This window comes from Bartonella sp. MU70NMGDW (assembly GCF_042194085.1).
Taxonomy (GTDB): Bacteria; Pseudomonadota; Alphaproteobacteria; order Rhizobiales; family Rhizobiaceae; genus Bartonella; species Bartonella grahamii.
Genome location: NZ_JBHIMK010000018.1, coordinates 1 through 22,436, shown reverse-complemented (window position 1 = coordinate 22,436; position 22,436 = coordinate 1). Strand labels below are relative to the sequence as shown.

The 22,436-nt window shown below is 39.1% G+C and carries 11 protein-coding genes and 1 pseudogene; 9 read left to right on the top strand and 3 right to left on the bottom strand.

The window, feature by feature from the left end; genetic code table 11:
* Window positions 1-89: 89 nt before the first annotated feature.
* Together ACFIKE_RS03185 and ACFIKE_RS03180 are read right to left on the bottom strand one after the other, a co-directional pair.
* Window positions 90-722: a TrwN protein gene (locus ACFIKE_RS03185; RefSeq protein WP_375648380.1), complete on the bottom strand. Its 633-nt coding sequence runs from the start codon at window positions 720-722 to the stop codon at window positions 90-92.
* Window positions 722-1,336, bottom strand: coding sequence for a hypothetical protein (locus ACFIKE_RS03180; RefSeq protein ID WP_375648379.1), 615 nt, complete (start codon window positions 1,334-1,336; stop codon window positions 722-724). The genes ACFIKE_RS03185 and ACFIKE_RS03180 overlap by 1 nt, the downstream gene beginning before the upstream one ends.
* 129 nt (window positions 1,337-1,465) lie before the next feature.
* Here ACFIKE_RS03180 and ACFIKE_RS03175 point away from each other — a divergent pair, with 129 nt between their 5' ends.
* Window positions 1,466-1,753, top strand: a complete 288-nt coding sequence (locus ACFIKE_RS03175; RefSeq protein ID WP_015857007.1) for an H-NS family nucleoid-associated regulatory protein — start codon at window positions 1,466-1,468, stop codon at window positions 1,751-1,753.
* Between the two features lie 1,548 nt (window positions 1,754-3,301).
* Here ACFIKE_RS03175 and ACFIKE_RS03170 read toward each other — a convergent pair.
* Entirely contained in the window at window positions 3,302-4,579 is a 1,278-nt protein-coding gene (locus tag ACFIKE_RS03170; RefSeq protein WP_375648378.1) for a ubiquinone biosynthesis hydroxylase, read from the bottom strand.
* A 734-nt stretch (window positions 4,580-5,313) separates the two neighbouring features.
* Between ACFIKE_RS03170 and ACFIKE_RS03165 the strand changes: the two genes are divergently transcribed.
* The 8 genes and pseudogenes from ACFIKE_RS03165 (at window position 5,314) to ACFIKE_RS03130 (ending at window position 21,026) form a co-directional block, all read left to right on the top strand.
* Complete coding sequence (locus tag ACFIKE_RS03165; protein WP_375648377.1) at window positions 5,314-7,755, top strand: DNA translocase FtsK 4TM domain-containing protein; 2,442 nt, start codon at window positions 5,314-5,316, stop codon at window positions 7,753-7,755.
* 731 nt (window positions 7,756-8,486) lie between these two features.
* A pseudogene (locus ACFIKE_RS03160) lies at window positions 8,487-8,734 on the top strand (DNA translocase FtsK); the annotation flags it as partial.
* 121 nt (window positions 8,735-8,855) lie between these two features.
* Entirely contained in the window at window positions 8,856-9,464 is a 609-nt protein-coding gene (locus ACFIKE_RS03155) for an outer-membrane lipoprotein carrier protein LolA (RefSeq protein ID WP_375648376.1), read from the top strand.
* 30 nt (window positions 9,465-9,494) lie between these two features.
* Complete coding sequence (locus ACFIKE_RS03150) at window positions 9,495-10,310, top strand: exodeoxyribonuclease III (protein ID WP_375648389.1); 816 nt, start codon at window positions 9,495-9,497, stop codon at window positions 10,308-10,310.
* Between the two features lie 61 nt (window positions 10,311-10,371).
* Window positions 10,372-11,853 carry an efflux transporter outer membrane subunit gene (locus ACFIKE_RS03145; RefSeq protein ID WP_375648375.1) on the top strand — a complete coding sequence of 494 codons (1,482 nt, stop codon included), beginning with the start codon at window positions 10,372-10,374 and terminating at the stop codon, window positions 11,851-11,853.
* A complete protein-coding gene (locus ACFIKE_RS03140; protein ID WP_375625213.1) occupies window positions 11,850-13,076 on the top strand; it encodes an efflux RND transporter periplasmic adaptor subunit in 1,227 nt (408 codons plus the stop codon). Before ACFIKE_RS03145 ends, ACFIKE_RS03140 begins: the two co-directional genes overlap by 4 nt.
* 3 nt (window positions 13,077-13,079) lie before the next feature.
* Complete coding sequence (locus tag ACFIKE_RS03135) at window positions 13,080-15,089, top strand: MacB family efflux pump subunit (protein ID WP_375625214.1); 2,010 nt, start codon at window positions 13,080-13,082, stop codon at window positions 15,087-15,089.
* A gap of 972 nt (window positions 15,090-16,061) precedes the next feature.
* On the top strand, window positions 16,062-21,026 hold the full coding sequence (locus tag ACFIKE_RS03130; protein ID WP_375648374.1) for a DEAD/DEAH box helicase: 4,965 nt from the start codon (window positions 16,062-16,064) through the stop codon (window positions 21,024-21,026).
* Window positions 21,027-22,436: the final 1,410 nt, after the last annotated feature.

Sequence of the window (22,436 nt, the reverse complement as noted above, 5' to 3'; positions counted from 1 at the left end):
TCTTACTAATTAGAGCTTTAACATTTTCTTATCTACCTTTCATTATAATATCCTATCAAAATTCTAGAGTTTCGTGAAAATATCAGCTGTCACTCTAGCGAGCCTCTCGATGAAGAAGAATCTTCAATCGAAAAAGCATCGTTGGTGCCACTTTCTTTATGTGTAAATGCATCTTCTTCTCCTTTTGAAGAGAGAGGAAGAGAATCTACGTTAGTTGCCTGTTCTAGTTCTTCTTTTTTAAGCTTTACAGGCTCCTGCAAATCTTCATTTTCTCGTACAGCAGCTTTTACTCCAATATATGAAGTAACTTTTTGTATAGAGGTGTGGTTTGAGTTTTCTGTGTTGTAGAAATTTAGCACAGATTGCAAAGTCGCTTTTTCAAAGATGCACTTTGATGTTGTTTGTTCATAGCAGTAAGTTAGAGCGTTTTGTACAGCTGTAAGATTTCCGCAAAAATCAAATGCACCAAAAAGAGAAAACAATTTCACATTTCCAACACTAATTTGCCCTAAAATTATGTTAAAATTATGTTTATTCTGTCTAAACTGTTCAGTTGTTGCGATTATTTCCTTAAGCTGAGATGATTGATAGAAGAAGTTATCTTTATCATCTGTTACGTAGACATTGTCCCGCGCTTCTTGTTCGGCGATAACTGAAAATGTTATGGGGGGCGTATTGGATATGTATGCAGCAGCAAAAAATGTGAAATCTGGAACAATCATTAGCAATACACCTTATTATGAAGAATTTTATTAATACAAATGCTCATTCTTTGTGGTGCATTTTCTCGTTGTTTTTTGATTTTATAAATTTGCAGAACGAGATTGTTTAGCTTAGAATATTCCTTGTGATTATTGTTTTGTTCTCTTCTAAAAATATTTCTAATATATGCGAGTATCCAACCAACAAGATAAAAGTGCGGAATAAAATAGAGCACGTTATGCCAACCAATATTATTGTAATCACGAAAAAAGGCGCTGCTTTTAAAAAATAATAATCTTTGATACTGTATTGAAGCTGCTTGTTTTACATAATTCTCTGGTTGCAAAAATCTTTTCAAAAAAAATTTATACGAAGTAAAAAGCCGTTGTGTGTAAGGGGAGGTTTTATTGTCATAATGAACTACACTATCATTATACAGAGAGGGCTTGTTCTTTGTTGCGTATTGCCATAACTTATAGAGTGACGATTTATATTTACTTTTGACTACTGATTCATGAGAGTCAGAGAGGTGTGATGGTGTTTGAGCATTGCATTTAGTAGTTCCAGCGATTGAGCTGAAAAAAGATGCAGTGATGGTAATTGATGTACCAATAAACAGTTCTTTGTGGTCCAAAGCACATCTCCGTCAAAGTGATATATGCATCGTAATTTTAATTTCGATAATAAATGGACAGAAATTGTCTATAATTGTGTTTAAAATATGGCAAGAAAAAAATTCTTTTTTGCAAGGGGAGTAATTAAGGTGAATGATCTCAAAAATATGAATTTTGATGAACTACAAGAGATGCGTACACAAATCGATGTGGAATTAAAAAAACGGCAAGCAAAGGAAAAGCAAAATGCGCGACGAAAAATTCTTGAAATTGCTAATGCCCATGGAATTGATATCGCTGATCTTGTGAGCAAAGAGCGCCATTATAGAAATCCTAATAACCAATGGGAATTATGGAATGGGCGTGGACGTAGACCTAAGTGGATTAAAGAGTGGTTGGAGAATGGGTATACACTTGATGAACTTGAAGTAACATAATACGTGTGCGATATTTACAAGATAAGGGAATACTAGGGAATGTAAATGCAAGAAGTATGCTCTTTTGGGTAATTTGATTGTATAAACATACTGAACAAATATATTAAAGTATTGAGTGATCAAATAAAATGATAGGGGGCATGAATAAATGTATTTAAGTGAAAAAGTCTTGTTGTTATAATCTGGCAAGCATAATGATGATGCCGGATTAAAATATTGTAATTGCTTTTGGCATTTGAGAGAGGGGGATATTTTACTTCTTTTTATAGTTTTATTGACTCTTTACAAAAATGGTCGAAATGAGAATGATTTATTGCATAGGGATTTTCACTCAATATGTAAAATGATAATTTTATCAATTAATATGTTAATAAATTAGCATACTTATATTTTTGAAATATTGTTCTGTAAAACAAGCCTGATGTTATAGATTTTGTTTGGTCTTTTTTCTGTAAGATTATATATGAGGCATTTACTTTATTTATCGATTTATCGTTCGTTTAGTTGAGATGAGTGAGTGTGTAGGAAATGAAAATCTCTATGGCTTTTATGAGTTTTATAGAATTTATGACATATTTCTGAGCGTTTGTGATTAAAATTCATTTATGAGCATTTATGAATAATGAATTATGAATAAAGAGCGTATTTGAAAATAAAAGGATTAAGCCATTCTATTGCGGTTTATCTTCTTTTATGGTGTGAAATAGGGGGGTGATATGCAGGTTTACAATTTTGTGTGATGGTATAGAGTACGGAACACTTTGTTATATATCGGAATATTTTTTCTAAAATTGTGTGGTATTCCACAATAAGTTAAAGGGTTTGTCTGAGGAACAGAATACCCCAAACGGAATACAGTTGTGTTACCAATTTACGCGCTTGTTTTAAAAGAAAAATTTTTCAATGCAACGAAGCTTATTTTATGATGCTTTTCGTGAATAGTATAACGTGAAAGTCCCTATGATTACATAAAATCCATTTTTGTACACCAGCTTTTATTTCAATAAAAAATATAAGCCGGCGTCCTTATACACTTTACTCGCCTCCAATATTGCTAAAGTCCTTAGTTCTTGAGAGAGGGAGGTTTTTTATTGCTTTGTTTAATTTTTTTTATTTATACGACACTCTCGTTCGTGATGTGCAAGTGAATGATTTTGATTGCTTCAACATGAGAGAGATTTGAAATAAGGGTATTTTATGATCGTTAGATTTCTTACTCAATATGAGAACAATGAATTTATTATTATAAATAAAATGTTGTGTGCTAAAAAGTCTTGTTTATTTCGTTATGACGTGAAATGCCTTCTTTTAAGGTGTGGTGATATAAGGCAACCTCTTTGAGACATTATTTTTCAGTGCGTGGTGAATATTCTTAGAATGTACTCGCTTGTCGAGTCTTATGTTAAGTGAAATATGGGAGGAAGAAGTCAAGAGAAAATTACTCGACAGGAATCTGGTTTGTAAACAGATTGGATGAGATAGGAATTTTTTGTTCTTTGAAGGAGGAAGGCAAAGGTTGTAAAAAAGTGAAATAGGATGAATTTTTGCTTAAAGTGGGAAGCCGTGTAGAAGACGTGGGGCATTGGGAGTGAGACCGGCAGCTTCTTGAATGAAGTATTTTTTTATTTTTGGCGCTTGATTAACGATACCAAGGCCGGTATCGCGGAGCATCCGTAAAAGAAGGCTATCATTAGAAAAGAGTTTATTAAGCCAATCATTGCTTAAAGCCATACGGACAACTTCAAAACGTCTCCAGCTTTGATAGCGCTCTAAAGCAGTGAGGGAGCCAATGTCAAGACCTAGTCGTGCTGCTTCAATAATCACTTCAGCGAGGGCAGCGCTATCGCGTAATCCTAAATTGAGTCCTTGTCCTGCAATGGGGTGGATGGTATGGGCGGCGTCGCCAACGAGAGCAAAACGTGGTTTAACGCATTGACGTGTTAAAGAAAGACTTAAAGGAAAAGCTTGACGTTCGCCATTCCAAGAGAGTTTGCCTAATCGATGGCCAATGCGTCTTTCGAGTTCTGTTTCAAAAATAAGGGCATTAGCTTTGAGATAATATTGCGCAGTTTTATGATCTTCATTCCACACAATGGCAGATCGGTTGCCTTTGAGAGGGAGAAGAGCAAAAGGACCGGCAGGTAAAAAATGTTGAATTGCTTGACCATTATGGGGTTTTTCATGTTCAACTGTGCAGATGATTGCTGTTTGTTTATAGGGATGAGAAAAGTTTTTAAGACCTGCTTTTTGGCGTAATTTCGAATGGGCTCCGTCGGCTGCAATAAGCAATTTTGTTTGCCAAACCTCTTCATTATTTAAAGTGACGGTTTTATGTTGGTCTTCTTGATGAAAATCAATGACACGCGTGTTTGCAATAACAGGAATATTGAGATCTTTGACACGTTTTTTTAAAGTGTTGATGAGTTCTCTATGTTCTACCATAGCAGCAAAGGGCTCACCAGGGTTAATGTCGCCTTCAAAAGTTAAAAGGGTGGGTTTGACAGGATCACTTGTGCTTGTGTCTGTGATGATCATTGAATGAATGGGTTGCGCATAGGGTTTTATAGGTTCCCAACATTGTAATTGTTTTAACATACGAATAGAAGCGGCAGCAAGGGCAATGGTTCGTATGTTAGAAGCAGGAGTATCTTCTTGTGGAGCAGCATCAACGATTTTTATTTTCAGATTAGGGGCTGTTTGTTTGAGTGCTATCGCTAAGGTTAAACCGACAGCCGCCCCCCCTGCAATGAGCAGATCACATTGTTTCGTTTTATGAGATTTAATTTTTTTATTGGGCTGTACGTCTTTATTGCGATTAGAACACACAATACTTCTTCCATTGTTTACAGTTTGCTTTTTTTAAAAAAGAATATCTTTTTAAATTGCCTAAAATATCTTAACGTTTACTTTTCTTTCTACTTTACAAAACGAGGTTTCTTTTTGGCACCAATCTGATGACAGATTGGTTTTTCAGAGTTCTTCTGCTTAATCATTTATGTGATTCATTTTACAGATTTATCGGATAAGCTTTTTTGAATGTCCTCTTCAATTCTTTTTACACTTGGTTGATAAAAAAGAAAACTAAAAATAAACAAAGATGGTCGTGTATTTTTTTAAGTTGTATGAATTACTTTAGTATGCCTGTCCTGAAGGGGGACATTTAGTTAGTATGATAAATAAAAAATTGTGTTCATTCGTGATGGTTAAAACAGTATTAATATTTTGCCGTTATCATGATGCAGCGTAAAAAACATTATCTGTTTAGGAAGGCGCCTATAGGACCCATGTCAAACTTTACACATGAGGTGTTTTTTGGTTGATCGTGTGATAAATATCCTAGGAGAGCTTTTTGTGCGCCTTATGAAGGATAGTCTCTTAAGGTTGTGATGTATGAGTGATATGAAGTGGTTAGAAGGTAGAATGCGCTAGACTAGATAAAAAGCCGGATTGTTTACAGGTTATTTGTTTACAGATTGGCACAGAGTTTAAGCTTCATCCTTTTTTACGAGAGAGAGTTATAACTCTTTAAAATATGAAAATTTTGTATTTGGAATTGATAGATGCACCGAAGTTCTTCTCCTTATGATTCATTAGAAGTGCGAAATTCTCAAGGTTCGCGTCTTATTGAGATGTTTTTACGTCAGATAGGGGTATTTATTGGGCTTGGGCTTTTGGGCTTTATTATTTTTTGTGTATTTGCTTTGGCGACGTGGAATGTTGAGGATCCATCTTTAACCCATGCAAGTACAAATGAGGTTACAAACCTTATGGGGTGGATGGGGGCAATTTTTTCAGATTTTATTATGCAGTTTTTTGGCTTGGCAAGTCTTGCTGTTTTGTTACCGCCATTATTTTGGTCTTTTCTCTTGTTGGCGCAAAAGAATATCTACAATTTGACTTTGCGCTTTTTTTTATGGGCGCTATCAACGATTTGTTTTTTAATTGCTTTTGCCCTTATGTCACCTGTTGCTTCTTTTACTTATTGGCCATTGCCAATGGGATTGGGAGGGGTTTTAGGAGATAAAGCTTTAAGTGTTGCTTCTTCAGTTTTTCCTCTTTTTCTTTCTCCTCTTTACACGGTGTTTTTCAGTGTTGTTTTTATTCTTTTAGGTTTTTTCACTGCTGCTTTTGCTGGCAATGTGATATGGCGGCGTCGAACAAAGAAAAGAAAAGAAAAAAGCATTCCAAAAGATGCAATCGTTAATCCAGTTTTTGAATTGGAAGAAGATACGGAATATGCTGCAGAGGATGATCGTGAAAATCATGGTTTTTTTGCGACAACTTTTGGCGCTCTTTTACATCTTTTTTATTTTTTACAAGCGCGTTTCTTTCGTTTTTTCTGTTTCAAAAGGCGTTTTCAGAGTAAGGTGCAAGGAAAGCCATTTGATCGGATTGAGCCAACTTTTTTGGGTGAAAAAGTAAAGTGTGAGGAAAATCAAAATAAAACCTATGTTTCTTCTGTTAAAAATCGAAAGTCTTTAACAGCTTCTTCAAATGGTGATTTTGTTCTTCCTCTTGTAGATTATCTTTCGGTTCCACCACCGTCTGTTAGAGATGCAAAACTTTCTCCTGCTGTTTTAAGAGCAAATTCTCAGGAACTTGAAGGGGTTTTGTTAGATTTTGGAGTTAAAGGGCAAATTATTGATGCTTGTCCTGGACCGGTGGTGACTTTGTATGAATTTGAACCGGCTGCTGGCATTAAGTCCTCCCGTATTATTGGTTTGGCAGATGATATTGCACGCTCGATGCGTGCGATTTCAGCGCGTGTTGCGGTGGTTCCAGGACGCAATGTGATTGGAATAGAATTGCCTAATGCAAAGCGTGAGATGGTTTATTTACGAGAAATGTTGCAGGCGCAAGAATTTATTGACAGCAAAGCAAAGCTAGGACTTGCTTTGGGTAAGACAATCGGGGGGGAAGCTGTTATTGCAGATTTAGCAAAAATGCCCCATCTTTTGGTTGCTGGTACAACAGGATCGGGAAAGTCTGTTGCTATCAATACAATGATTTTATCATTGCTTTATCGTATGACACCTGAACAATGTCGTCTCATTATGGTGGATCCGAAAATGCTTGAGCTTTCGGTTTATGATGGCATTCCTCATTTATTAACACCCGTGGTGACAGATCCTAAAAAAGCCGTGATTGCTTTAAAGTGGGCTGTTCGTGAAATGGAAGAGCGCTATAGTAAAATGTCAAAATTAGGCGTTCGTAATATTGATGGGTTTAATGCACGTCTTAGGGAAGCAGCAAGTCAGGGAGAGACAATGGCGCGGACAATTCAAGTTGGATTTGATCGCGAGACCGGTGAGCCTCTTTATGAAACGGAAACACTTGATTTTAGTCCTATGCCCTATATTGTTGTCATTATTGATGAAATGGCTGATTTGATGATGGTTGCTGGTAAAGACATTGAAGGCGCGGTTCAACGCTTGGCACAAATGGCACGTGCTGCCGGTATCCACGTGATTATGGCGACGCAGCGTCCTTCTGTCGATGTTATTACTGGGACGATCAAAGCCAATTTTCCTACACGTATTTCTTTTTCTGTAAGTTCAAAAATCGATAGCCGAACAATTTTGGGCGAACAGGGGGCTGAGCAATTATTGGGACAAGGAGATATGCTCTTTATGATGGGAGGAGGACGTGTTCAACGTGTGCATGGTCCTTTTGTTGCAGATGATGAAGTGGAGCAGGTTGTTGCGCATCTCAAAGCGCAAGCACGACCTGATTATTTGGAAACAATTACGCAAGAAGTTGAAGAGGATGGTGCTGATGTTTCTTTAGCTTCTCCTTCAGAAGATGATCCCTATAGCCAAGCTGTTGCTATTGTGCTTCGTGATCGTAAGGCTTCGACTTCTTATATTCAACGCCGTTTAGGCATTGGTTATAACCGTGCTGCTACATTGATTGAGAGGATGGAAGAAGAAGGTATCATTAGTCCAGCAAATCACGCAGGGAAACGAGAAATTTTAGTGCCTGCCGAAGAAGAACGCTTTTGAAAAATCTTTATAGTTGCTTTCTATAACATCTTATAAAACAAGTGTTTATCCTACTGTATCGTAGAAAGTCTGTATTTTCATATACCAGTTCTCGATTTGCGATAGCTCCTTGGCACTTGAGACTCTTTATAAGGGGATTCTTTATCTTATATAACTTTTATCCATACACCAACCTTGCTTGTAACGTGCAAGCAAATGATTTGAGTTGATTCAATATGAGAGAGTATGAGATGAGAGAATCTTCCTGTATTTGGCGTTATGATTTAAGTTAAAAAGATAATTTATTATAAATCAATATCTTGGTATAAAATAATGTTATTGCGAGTGTAGGGGTATAAAAGCATGTAAGGCTTGATATTTAAGTGTCTTTTTAAGTGCGCTCTAAATATTTAGGGGCAAGGCTTATCTGTGGAGCCTTATATAGATGAATGATATGGGGTGGGAAGCTAAGTGAAATCTGCTAAACTTCAAACTGTTTACAGACTGGTTCGGGTGAAAATTTTTATTCTTTTGGATTGGAAGGAAGTCAAAAAAGCATTTTTGCCACTTAAAGGAGTTTTCAGGTTCGCGAGCAATATATGTTTAGTACTTAATCCGTTATGTATTGACTATAATTTATATTGCTTCACAGATTAGGGGTGGGAAAGAATATATAAAGAATATATTATGCGTTTAGAAAATCAGCAGAAAAGCGGGAAATTTGAATGCCTTCGGAAATTTAAACGCAGACTGATTATTTGGAAACGATACCGCAGGCAATAAAGAAGGATGTTTCTTTGGCTTTTTCTTTAGCAGATGATCCCTATAGTCAAGCTGTTGCTATTGTGCTTCAACTTCTCATATTCAACATTGTTTAGGCATTGGTTATAACCGTGCCGCAACATTGATTGAAAGGATGGAAGGAGAAGGCATTATTAGTCCAGAAAATGATGTGGGTAAGCGGAAAGTTTTGGGGACGGTCGAAGAAGAATACTTTTAAAAATCTTTTGATAGTTTTTTCAAACAATATCTTTATTTTATAAAGAAGGGTATTTATTCATCGTTGATCACTTAAGTTATAAATTATAAAGTCAATTAAACATTGCTTGGGAGCATTTTTTATGAAAACGTCTTTTTTTCCGCAAAGAAGAGTCTTTGGGTTGGTGGGAATTATTATCTTTTGGTGTTTAACTTTTCCTGTTTTTTCGCAAGCGTCTAATAAAGTGATAAAGGCGCAAAATGTTGTAAATCACTTTGCGGCAATCAAAACAATGACGGGTGATTTTATTCAGTTTAGTCCAAAGGGAAAAATGTCCCAAGGGACATTTTATTTAGAGCGCCCAGGGAAAATTCGTTTTATTTATAAGAAAATGCCTTTACAGATTATTGCAGATGGCCAATTTGTAGGTATTAACAATCGGGCTTTGAATACTTGGAACTTTTCACAACTTTCGCAAACGCCAATGAAGTTTCTGTTGGCTGATAAAATTGATGTGTCTTCTGGGCGGTTATTGGCATTTCGCGAAGATCCAGGGGCTGTGACGATTGTTCTGCGTGATAAAACGATTGGGGCAGGGCAAATAAGGATGGTTTTTGATTCTAAAGGCTCTGCTTTGCGGCAGTGGACAATTGTTGACCAACAAAATTTGGAAACTACTGTGCAGATTATGAATGTGCGGACAGACGTCCGTTTCGCTAATGGAATGTTTGCACTTCCTTCGAAGAAATAGTGCGGTGTTGTTTCATTGGGATTGAAATGGATGTTATTTCGTATTGCAACTTGGAATATTAATTCTATTCGTTTGCGTCTTGCACAGGTTTTTCAGTATTTGGAACTCTTTTCCGCAGATGTTTTGTGTCTACAGGAAACAAAATGTCCAGATGCTTTATTTCCAGTGGGGGCTTTTGAAGCAGCGGGTTATGAGCATATCGCATTGAGTGGACAAAAATCTTATAACGGGGTGGCTATTGTTTCTCGTTTGCCTTTTAAAAAGGTAGAAAAGCGTTTCTTTTGCCAAAACCAAGATTGTCGCTATATCTCAGTTATTGTGGAAGCCCATGGGAGAAACTTGCGGATTCATAATTTTTATGTTCCTGCTGGGGGAGATATTCCAGATGCTGATGTGAATGAAAAATTTCGGCATAAGCTTGATTTTTTAGAAGAAATGTCCTCTATACGTGCGGATCAAGGAGATGGTCTTTCTTCTCTTTTGGTGGGCGATTTAAATATTGCTCCTTTGGCAGAGGATGTTTGGTCTCATCAGCAATTGTTGAAGGTTGTAAGCCATACTCCCATTGAAACCGAGCGTTTACAGGACTTGTGTTGTCAAGGTGGATGGGTTGATCTGATGCGGTTTCATATTCCTGCTCCTACCAAGCTTTACACATGGTGGAGTTATCGTGCACGCGATTGGGCATTTACCGATTATGGACGGCGGCTTGATCATGTTTGGTCTTCTCCTGATTTAGCACCTTTTGTTGTAGATCTTTCGATTTTTCGTGATGCGCGCGGATGGGAACGCCCTTCAGATCATATTCCTGTGCAAACTGTATTTGATTTTTCACGTCAAGTTTGAAATAAGAGGTAAATAAAGTATTAATATTAAATAATGATTCTGAAAGAATGCGGGAGACTAGATGTATATCAGAAATCTCAAAAGGGGCGCTTCTCGTGGATTACTTTCTTGTGTCTTGTTGTGTTTGCTTTTGTCAGGATGTATGGTTGGTCCTAATTACCAGAAAACATCTTTTCGTGTTCCAGCAGTTTGGGGAGAAAAATCTGCACAGACTGTAGGACAGCCAGTTGCGCTTGCCGGATGGTGGCGGCGTTTGAATGACCCTGTTCTAGATGCATTAATGGATTATGCGATTTCTGGAAATAATAATGTTGCTGTTGCCAAAGCTCGGGTACGTGAGGCACGTGCGGGTTTAGGACAGGTTGTGGGAACTCTTTTGCCAAATGTGTCCAATTCAATTTCAGGAACCCGTAGTTATTCTGGACAGTCTGATGCATTGTTAAACCAATATCATAGTGGTTTTGATGCAAGCTGGGAGCTTGATTTTTTTGGTGGGCATAAACGAGCGGTTGAAGCAGCGCGTTATGGTCTTGATGCGGCTGTGGAAGATATGCGCGCTACCATGGTGACATTGTTAGGAGATGTGGCAACAAATTATGTACAAATGCGTGGTTGGCAACAGAAATTGTTAATTGTGCGGCAAATTGCAGTATCACAACGTAAAACCTATGAATTGATGCGTGCTAGATTAACAGCTGGTGATGTTTCTGAGCTCGATGTTTCAAATGCGCAAGCACAAATGGCAAATACAGAAGCAGATATATCACAGATGGAAGCGAATTTAGCAATGAGCGTTCATCGTCTTTCTGTCTTAACTGGTCGTGTGCCTACGGCATTGAAGGCTCTTTTACAAAAAAATGCTAAGCATACAAAGATTCCACAACCGCACTGGCCGATACCAGCAGGAATTCCAGCTAATATTTTGTTAACACGTCCGGATTTGCGACGGGCAGAGCGTCAATATGCGCAAGCGACAGCGCGGATTGGTCAACGTGAAGCAGATCGCTATCCCTCACTTACTTTAACAGGTAATATTTCGACAGCCGCAACGGCGATAGATCAGTTATGGAAAAATTCAACGATTGGTTGGTCTTTTGGGCCTGGTTTGCGTTTTCCTTTTTTTAATGGAGGTCAGGTTGAGGCTTCTATTGCGGTAGCGCGTGCACAGCGTGATCAAGCTTTTATTACTTATCGGGCTGCTGTTTTGGGAGCTTTAGAAGATGTAGAAAATGCGCTGGTAAGATTAACTAAAGAACATCAACGCTTAGAAAAGCTGATCATTGCGAATAAAGCTTCTCTTCATTCCTTAAAACTTTCACGGAGTCTTTTTGAGAATGGAAATACCAGTTTTCTTGAATTGTTAAACGCTGATCGCTCTTATTATTCTGCACAAATGGCACTTAAAGATAGCCGTGTTTCTTTGGTTACGCAATATATCACGTTGATGAAAGCATTGGGGGGGGGCTGGGATGGCGTTGTTGATGTATCACGTCCGGAAGTCGTTGATGGTGCACCTCGTTCGCGTGCAAAGGTAGGAAAATGAAAAAAAGTCTACTCAAAAATTTCATTACAAAACACAAAAAACTTTCTTTCTTTTTAGCTGCTATATTTCTTCTTCTCTTGTTTTTATGGTTGCGTTCTGTTGTTTTTGGAACATCTAGCCCAACTTATATAACCGCGGTGGTGAAGCGTGGGGATATTGAGGAAAGTGTTTTAGCTTCTGGTCTTGTACGTCCTTATCGGTTGGTGGCTGTTGGTGCGCGTGCAACAGGGCGTGTGGTGTCAATGCGCGTTTCTCCTGGGAGTGTTGTGAAAGAAGGCGATCTCTTGGCAGAAATTGATCCTACAGATCAAGAAAATGATTTAAAAAGAAAAAAAGCAGCATTATCTCACTATTATGCGAGTTTGGTAGAACAAGAAGCCCATCTTTCTCTTGCGCAGAAAAATTTAGCACGTCAGAAAAAAATGATCGAGTCACGTGCGGTTTCACGGGCTAATCTCGATGATGCTGCGACACAAGTAAAAATACGTGAGGCACAAATTGCTCAACTTCAACAGCAGATTGTGCAAGCACAAATTGATGTGGATAGTGCAGAGGTCAATTTAGGTTATACACGCATCATTGCTCCTTCAGCGGGAACGGTTTTGGCAACAGTTGTGGAAGAAGGACAGAATGTGAATGCGGTTCAGTCGGCGCCAACAATTGTTATTTTGGGCGATTTGTCAAAGATGACGATCAAGGCGCAAATTTCAGAAGCTGATGTTCTTAAAGTTCAAGCTGGACAACCACTTTATTTTACAGTTTTAGGGAATTCGCAGCGTCGTTATGAGGGCGTTTTAGAAAAGATAGAGCCGGCTCCTGAAGCAATTCGTGCTGATGTGAGTATTAATCCTGGTATGGTAGGGGGGTCTAGTGCTTTAATCTCATCAGCTATTTATTATAACGGAATTTTACATGTTGATAATGCGGACAATTTTTTGCGAACCTATATGACTGCTCAAGTTCATATTATCTTAGGGCGTGCTCAAAATGTTTTGTTGGTTCCAAGCGATGCTTTACGCGATGAGACAAAAGAGCATAAGGCATGGGTTTCTGTTTTGGAGGGGGGGAACAAGGTGGTTACTAAACAGGTGAGCGTTGGTTTGAATAATAAAGTGATGGCAGAGATTGTTTCAGGACTTAATGAGGGTGATGTTGTTATCACCGGCTCGCCTGATGGGGTGATGCCAGAACCTTCTGACGTGCATAGTGAAGACGAGATTTAAGCCATGAACACAAACCAAGCAGATGCTGTCCTTGTGTTGGAAAATATTGTACGTAAATTTCCAGCGGGCGAAACATTTGTTACTGTTTTGAAGGATATCAATCTTACCATTAAGCGCGGTGAAATGGTAGCGATTGTGGGAGCTTCTGGTTCAGGAAAATCTACATTAATGAATATCTTAGGCTGTCTTGATCGGGCAACTTCTGGTCGTTATTGGATTGCAGGGAAAGAAACAGCCTCTCTTTCAGCTGATGAATTGTCGGCTTTGCGGCGCAATCATTTTGGTTTTATTTTCCAGCGCTATCATTTGTTGAATGAATTGACAGCTCTTGGGAATGTTGAAATTCCGGCTATTTATGCAGGATGTGCTGTGGAAGCAAGGAAAAAGCGTGCACAAGATCTTTTAACGCGCTTGGGCATGGGCGATCGGGTGAATCATCGTCCAAATCAACTCTCAGGTGGTCAACAACAACGGGTGTCTATTGCTCGAGCGTTGATGAATAATGCGGAGGTTATTCTTGCCGATGAGCCAACAGGTGCACTGGATAAACAGAGTGGACAGGAAGTGTTGCGTATTTTGGATGAGCTTCATCAAGAAGGTCGTACTATTATCATTGTAACTCACGATATGCAGGTGGCCAAAAGAGCGGAGCGTATTATCGAAATCAGTGATGGAGAAATTATTGCTGACAGTATGACAAAGGTTGCGAAGAAAAGAGCAGCGGGGGCAAAGATAAAAACGGATAGTCAGTCTTTTTACGAAAAACAGACACTAAAAGTTAAACAACAGCTTGGCTCTTTTCGGTCTTTTGTTGAACGTTTTCGTGAGGCATTTGTTATGGCTTTGTTGGCAATGAATGCACATCGAATGCGAACTTTTTTAACAATGCTTGGGGTGATTATCGGTATTGGGGCGATTATTGCTATGGTCGCTTTGGGAAATGGTACACGAGAGAAAATTTTGGAAAATTTTAAAAGCTTGGGTGCTAATACATTAACAATTTTACCTGGCAAAAGTTTTTCTGATCCACAAGCAGAGAAAATAACAACTCTTGTTGAAGCTGATGCAGAAGCATTGTCTGGGTTACCTTATGTTTCTGGTGTAACACCTCAGATTTCAACAAGCTCGAAAGTGCGTTTTGGTGCAGTTGAAGTCAATGCCGTCATTGTGGGGGTGGGAGAACAATTCTTTCAGACACAGGGGCTTAAGGTTTTCAAAGGACAGTTTTTTGATCAAAAAAGTGTGCAGGATCGGGCGGTTGATCTCGTGATTGAGAAAGAAGCATTGTCTGTTCTTTTTCCCCATAGCCATGAAAGCCCCCTTGGCAAAGTGGTGCTTGTGGGTAATGTTCCAGCACGTATTATTGGTGTTGTTGATTCGCAAAATAACGCAAATGGAAATACATCAAATACATTACAGCTTTATTTGCCCTATACAACAGTGCAAACGCGTTTTCTTGGCACAACAGAAGTTCGTGCGATTACCGTTAGGATTGCTGATGATGTCGATTCACATTTAGCGGAAAACATGGTGAAACGTTTTCTCATTATGCGGCATGGTGGAGAGGATTTTTTCATTAGAAATTCAGAATTCTTTCGTGAACGTATCATGGAGAGTACACATATCTTAACACTTTTAATTTCTTCAATTGCAGCGATTTCCCTGATTGTGGGTGGTATTGGGGTGATGAATATTATGCTGGTCACCGTTTCTGAGCGGATCAATGAAATTGGTGTGCGTATGGCAGTTGGTGCACGCCAAAGTGATATTTTGCAGCAGTTTCTCATTGAAGCGGTTTTGGTTTGTGTCATTGGTGGTGGTTTGGGGATTCTGTTTGGGCTTTCTATCGGTGGTTTATTTCTTCTGTTTAAGGCGCCTATCCACTTGGTTTATACGATTGATTCGATCATCCTATCCCTTACTTTTTCGACCCTCATTGGAATATGTTTTGGCTTTTCTCCAGCGCGGCAAGCTTCACGGCTTGATCCTGTTGTCGCTCTTTCACGCGATTAAGCTTTATCAATTGGAGCATATTTGTTGAGATGTTTTCCACTTGGAAGAAGCGTTTATGAAGCGAAACATAGATAGGAAAAGTTTAGCATTATTCGCTGTTCCATTTTAGAAAACGCTTTATTCGTTAAGTGGAGTGTGCTCTATATAACGTTAAAGGATGACGTTTTACGGCCCAACGTATCATGAATAAATTTCCCTTGTATTTTTATAACTATACAAAATACAAGGCGCGATAACTTTAGGATTTTAACCTAAAAGTTAAGAGGGGAAGTGGAGTGTATATCTGTTAACAAACAAGATAAAAAAGAAGAAAATTTAAACGAAAAACAGCTTATATCTCAAAAAAACGAACGGGTATACGAGGCGAGTTGGTCTTCTATAGTTTTTCTTTTCCTTTTGTTTATTCGTGCCCCTGTTTTTTGTCACAAATTGTATGGCAAAGGGAGGGGCGTTGGTATTGGTAACGTTTGGTTTTAAGATTCTTTATGGCTTTATGCGGCGGAGATATAGGCTTTTACGAAGATCCAGTTTTGTAGGGAGAACGAGATAAATGCACTTATGGGCTCATGTTGCCGGGAATGTTAATTACTGTATTCATTATTATGTGTATTGGTATAGCTGGTAATTGGTTTTATGATATGCTTTTATTGCGTTTAGCACCTTCTGAGTATGAACTTTATACTCTTTCAATAGATAAACATCAAGAAGAAGCTCACCCAAATAATAAAGCAAATCTCTACATTCTTGTGCGTGATTACATGATATTTATCAGGGATGGGGGAAGAGCAGATTCCACTCTTTTGCTAATAAGTAAAACTTTATTCATTTGTTTTGCTTAGTACATATTCCATTATAAATAGTCAGTTCATTTAGTAAATCGAGTTATCTAGAGTCTTTTGGGTAGAACAAGAGGCATTGACGAATTGGTTTAGATTCGATAGTTGAAAGTATTTTTCATTGGGGGGGGGAAGCATGACGACGCTGCAATCGCTTTTACAGACATATCGTGACGAAGCGCGTACCGAACGGGACAAAGGTACGTATTTTGAGCGTTTTGCTCTTGCTTATCTGACACATGATCCTCTTCAGTTTGGGTGTTATGAAAAGGTTCAAACCTTTAAAGATTGGGCTCGTGAAAATGATTGGGATGGTCGTGATACTGGTATCGATCTTGTGGCAAAGATTCGTAATGAAGAGGGTTTTGCGGCAATCCAATGTAAATTTTATGATGCAGCCTATCGGATTAGAAAAGCAGATATTGATAGTTTTATTTCGGCATCAGGGAAAGCTCCATTCAAGCGGCGTGTTATTATAGATAGTACTGAAAGTGCTTGGAGTGATAACGCTGAAACAATGATACGGGGGCAGGATATTCCCGTTATACGGATTAATCTTTCCGATATACAACAAAGTCCGATCCGTTGGGAAACTTTTGCAGTCCAGGGCAAAGTTGTGTTGGAGGATAAAAAGAAAATCCGTCCACATCAGCAGGAGGCGTTGCGTGATGTGCGTGCTGGACTTATGGAAGCAGATCGGGGTAAGCTTATTATGGCTTGTGGTACTGGTAAGACATTTACCAGTCTTAAAATTGCTGAGGATTTTTCGGGTGAAGGCAAGTTTGTTTTGTTTCTTGTTCCTTCCTTGGCACTGATGTCACAGACGGTTCGTGAATGGACAACGGATGCAGAAATTGGATTGAGATCCTTTGCTGTCTGTTCAGATACACAAGTGGGAAAGCGTCGTAAAAATAGTGATGATGTTGCTGAAATTGATGTGTTTGATCTTGCTTTTCCGGCGACAACCGATGCTGCTAAACTTGCAGAACAGGCGGGTAAGAGTGTTGCAGATAGGATGAGCGTTGTGTTTGCAACCTATCATTCGATTCAGGTGGTTGCGGATGCTCAGAAAAAGTATGGTTTGCCAACATTTGATCTTATCATTTGTGATGAAGCGCACCGTACAACAGGGGCAACGCTGGTTGGAGAGGATGAATCCAATTTTGTTAAGGTGCATTCTAATGATGTTATTCGTGCCAAGAAGCGCCTTTATATGACAGCGACACCACGCATTTTTGGTGATAACGCAAAAAGTCGTGCGAATGAAGTTAATGCCGTTCTTGCTTCGATGGATGATGAAAAGCTTTTTGGTAAAACACTTTTTTATCGGGGTTTTTCTTGGGCAGTACAGAATGATCTTTTAACGGATTATAAGGTTATTGTCTTAGCAGTGGACGAAAAATTGGTCAGTTCCGCTGTTCAGAAGCGTCTTAGTGATGACCAGTCTGAGCTTGTTCTTGATGATGCAACGAAGATTATTGGCTGTTATAAGGCTTTGACAAAACAAGATCTGAAGGCTGATGTTGGTGCGGATCCACACCCCATGCGTCGTGCTTTAGCGTTTTGTAAAACTATTAAAAGTTCTGAACTGGTGCGTGATGAATTTTCTGCGGTTGTTAGAGAATATCTTGATTATACGAAAGAGGATACGGAAAATGAGCACTTTCTGAAGTGTGAAATTGAGCATGTTGATGGCACTTTCAATGCGAAGGATCGTGGTGCATTACTTGATTGGCTGAAAGCTGATAGTGGTGAGGATGTTTGTCGTATTTTGACCAATGCACGGTGTTTGTCTGAGGGGGTGGATGTTCCGGCTCTGGATGCGATCATGTTTTTAAATCCACGTAAGAGCCAGATTGATGTTGTGCAAGCGGTTGGGCGGGTGATGCGTCGGTCTGAGGGCAAAAAGATGGGGTATGTCATTTTGCCAATTGGCATTCCCTCTGGGATTCCAGTGGAACAGGCTTTGAACAACAATGATAAATATCGGGTTGTTTGGCAAATTTTAAATGCTTTGCGTGCGCATGATGATCGTTTTGATGCGACGATTAATAAGGCATCGCTGAGCCAAGATATCAGCAATGTGATTGAGATTATTGGCGTCACACAGAGCACTGAGTTACAGGCTGTTACAGCTGTTGTAGACAATCTTCCACTACGCTCACAGCCTGCACGAGCGGGAATTGGAACACCGGAATATGATTTAACTCGTACAGAGAAAGTAGAAGGGCAGCTTTCTTTCTGCGTAGATGAACTTTCTCGTGCGATTTTGGCAAAGATCGTCAAGAAATGTGGGACACGTGATTATTGGGAAGATTGGGCGAGCAACATTGCTGAAATTGCTAAGAATCATATCACGCGCTTAACAGGTATTCTGGCAGAGCCAGATACTGAGGCGCGTCAAGCCTTTGATAGGTTTGTGGCAGAACTGCGTGATGATTTAAATGATGCGATTACAGAGGCTGATGCGATTGAGATGTTGGCACAACATATTATCACGCGTCCTGTCTTTCAGGTGTTGTTTGAAGGGTATCAGTTCACACGTGAGAATCCTGTCTCGCGTGCTATGCAGCGTATGCTTGATGTGCTTGATGAGGCGAATCTTGATAAGGAATCCAAAGATCTCGAGAAATTTTACACAAGTGTAAAGTTACGCGCCAGTGGCATTACGGATCCAAAAGCAAAACAGAGGTTAATTATAGAGCTTTATGATAAGTTTTTTCGTTATGCTTTTCCACGTACTGTAGAAAAACTAGGCATTGTTTATACCCCCGTTGAGATTGTGGATTTTATTTTGCACTCTGTCAATGATGTCTTAGAGCAAGAATTTGGGCAAACGCTTGGCTCATCTGATGTGCATATCATGGATCCCTTTACAGGAACGGGAACTTTTATCACGCGGCTTTTACAATCGGGTCTGATAAAACCAGAGGAGATGAAACACAAATTTTGTCATGAAATTCATGCCAATGAGATCGTGCTTTTAGCTTATTATATTGCAGCCATTAATATTGAGACAACCTATCATGGTTTGATGGGGGGAGATTATATTCCCTTTGAGGGAATTTGTTTAACCGATACATTCCAGCTTTATGAGCAAGAAAAAGACCTGATCAGTGATTTGCTGGTGGATAACAGCACACGTCGCTCACGCCAGAAGGAACTGGATATTCGTGTTATTGTTGGCAACCCTCCTTATTCTTCGGGGCAAAAAAGCGAAAACGACAATGCGAAAAATATTGGTTATCCTAAATTGGATTGTCGCATTCGTGAAACCTATGCCGCTCAATCTAGTGCGAGCAATTTTAATGGACTTTATGATAGTTATATTCGTGCTATTCGCTGGGCAAGTGATCGCATAAAAGACTGTGGTGTTGTTGGTTTTGTGACTGGTTCTGGTTATGTTGAAAAATTAGCAATGGATGGACTCAGAAAAAATTTGACTGAAGAATTCTCGAGCATTTATGTTCTCAATTTACGAGGAGATATTCGCAAAAATATGTTGAGTAAAGGGCGTGCTCAAGAAGGGCAAAATGTTTTCGGCAGTGGAAGCATGACAGGTATTGCTGTGACAATGTTTATCAAAAATCCAAATGTCACTGAGCAGTGCGAAATTCACTATTACGATATTGGTGATAATCTCACGACAAAAGAGAAATTATCTAAACTTCAGCGGTTGAGTAGTGTTGGCGGTATCAAGCGTGAACAAGGCTGGCAGATGATTACACCAGATGAGCATGGCGATTGGCTGGATCAGCGTAATAGTGATTTTGAAAAATTTCTAGCCTTAGGTGATAAGAAGGGCAGTGATAAAAAGCTCTTTAAAACGTTTTCTTGTGGTGTAAAAACTAATCGTGATGCATGGGCATATAATTCAAGCCGTGAAGCTTTAGCAAAAAATATGAGCAATATGATTACTTTCTATAATAGTGAAGTAGAGCGTTTTAATGTTACGCATCTACATTCTGACCGCAAAGTGCGTGCAAATGCTGTGAATGATTTTATTAACGCAGATTCTAGAAAGATCAGTTGGAATTATTCTCTCAAACAGGATTTAGTAAAAGGAAAGTCTTTTAACTTTAAGGAAGATTGCTTAACGCAAAGTCTTTATCGCCCCTTTACACGACAGTGGCTCTATTATAATCGAGCTCTTAATGATAGCGTCTACCAAATGCCGCGTATCTTTCCGATGGGGAAAGCGGTTGAAAATAAAGTGATACAAATTACAGGGTTGGGAGCAAGAAGCGGTTTTTCTGTTTTGATGACTAAAGATTTACCGGATTTAAATATGATGGATGGTGGTAGTCAATGTTTTCCACGGTATGTTTATGAGGATGCTGAGTCCTTAGGAGGTAAAGAGGAAGAGCAGGTTCATTTATTTGCAAATTTTGCAGAGGAAAGCAAAGAAACTGGTTTGCAGCGGCGTGATGCTCTCACGGATGAAGGGTTGGCATATTTTAAGGCAGCTTATCCTGGCGAAATGATAACAAAGGATGATTTGTTTTATTATGTTTATGGGATTTTGCATTCAGAAGATTACCGTGCTCGTTATGCGCATAATTTATCTAAAGAATTGCCACGTATCCCAACAGTTAAAAAGGTAGAGGATTTTTGGGCTTTTGTAACAGCGGGGCGAAAGCTTGGTGATTTGCATATGAATTATGAAGAGGTTGAGCCCTATCCTGTTACCTATAAACAGGGTGATCCAAGAACTTGGATGATTTCTGATGAGAAGAGTTTCTATCGTGTTGAAGCGATGAAATTTGCTGGTAAGCGTGGTTCTATTGATAAGAGCACAGTGGTTTATAATGCGCATATCACGATGCAGAATATTCCTCTTGAAGCTTATGATTATGTGGTCAATGGCAGGTCTGCTCTTGAATGGGTTATGGAACGGCAGATTGTCAAAACGGACAAAGCGAGTGGGATTGTGAATGATGCTAATCGCTATGCTGTTGAAACGGTGGGTAATCCAGCTTATCCATTGGAATTGTTTCAGCGGGTTATTACTGTAAGTTTGGAAACAATGAAAATTGTTCGTAGTCTGCCAAAATTGGAAGTGCGAGAAACTGAAAATATTGAGTTATCCACTGTGACGTAAAACAGCGCCGTGTCGTAATAAACTGGCACTATCATATGCTTTGCCAGCTCGTGGGTATTGCGACAGCTCTTGGCACTTGAGACGGTACATAAGAGGCATGCCTTTCTTGTACAGTTTTACGCCACGCAGGCTCTCTTCCCTTGTGATGTGCAAGTCCTTTATGATGTGCAAGAAAATGGTTTTGATTGATTCAACAGAGAATAGATTTAAAATGAGAGAGTTTTATGCTATTCAAAATCCTTATTTAAGATGAAGAATACTTATCTTTATAAATCAATATGTTGCATGTGATAAAACATCATAGGTAGTAAGGTCGCTAAAATGATGACGCATGCGCTTTAGCGACCGTGATGAATAGCTTTAAGCAGAGCTTGTTCGTTGAGTCTTATGTGAGTAAACCATATAAATGGGGAAGCAGAGAGGAACTTGCCCAGAGACGTAGAATTGTTTACAAACCTTTGCTGATAGGAGTCATCGTCCTTTGAGATGTTGGAAGGAAATCACAACTCTCATGAAATCTGTCCTTTGAGCAGGGGTGATTGGAAGTGAGCAGGGAGAACGCGTTAGATAAGAAGCTGGATTGTTATTGTTTACAGATCGCTAGAGTTTAAAAATTTTTGTTCTTTTTTGGGGAGGCTGCCAAACAAAAAGTGTTTTTAGAGGGAAATGATTTATGCCAAAAGATATTGCTATAAAAAGTGTGGGATGTTCGTGGCGGTGTGCGTTTTGAGCTTATTCCTATCTGTGATCTAAAATGCTCTTATGAAGGTGCTTTGTTGAATGAAGAGATTGTTACTAATATATTGATTTATCATGATAGTTTAACCTTCTCTCTGTTGAATGAGAAATCTAATTATCATAAATTTTCTTATTTTAAACCTATTAAAATTACTTCTTTTCATGTCATATGAGTTTGGTGTGTGCGTGTTTAAGAAAGGCGTAAAGTATGCCTCTTACTAATCATCCCAAGTGGCTTAAGAGCTATCGTAATATTGGGCGGGGCGGTAAAATATAGGATGGGGCGGTTTGTATTTTTTATGAAGCGTAAAGACAGTGGTATAAATAGATCTCTATAACAAGTCGGGAGATCTTATAGTTGTCTGGGCGCTCTATTTACAAGAGCTTATATATTGGGATGGCATGTACAGATCCCGTGCTGTGAGATATGTTTGAGATGTAAGAGATGTCTTTGGGTGAATGTGCAATACAGTGATACGTGTATTGTGGGGTATTCTGTGTTATATGAGGGTAGCTCTGTCGAGCTTTTATAGAGGCAACCTCGTGTGGAAGGATATGGAAAGAACGGTATGAAGCAGTTCGTGGGTAGCAAGGTTTTTAAAAAAGTCAGAAGGATAAAGATTAGAATGCGGTTCTGATATAGACTTGGAGCGTTTTAATATATTGGAATAT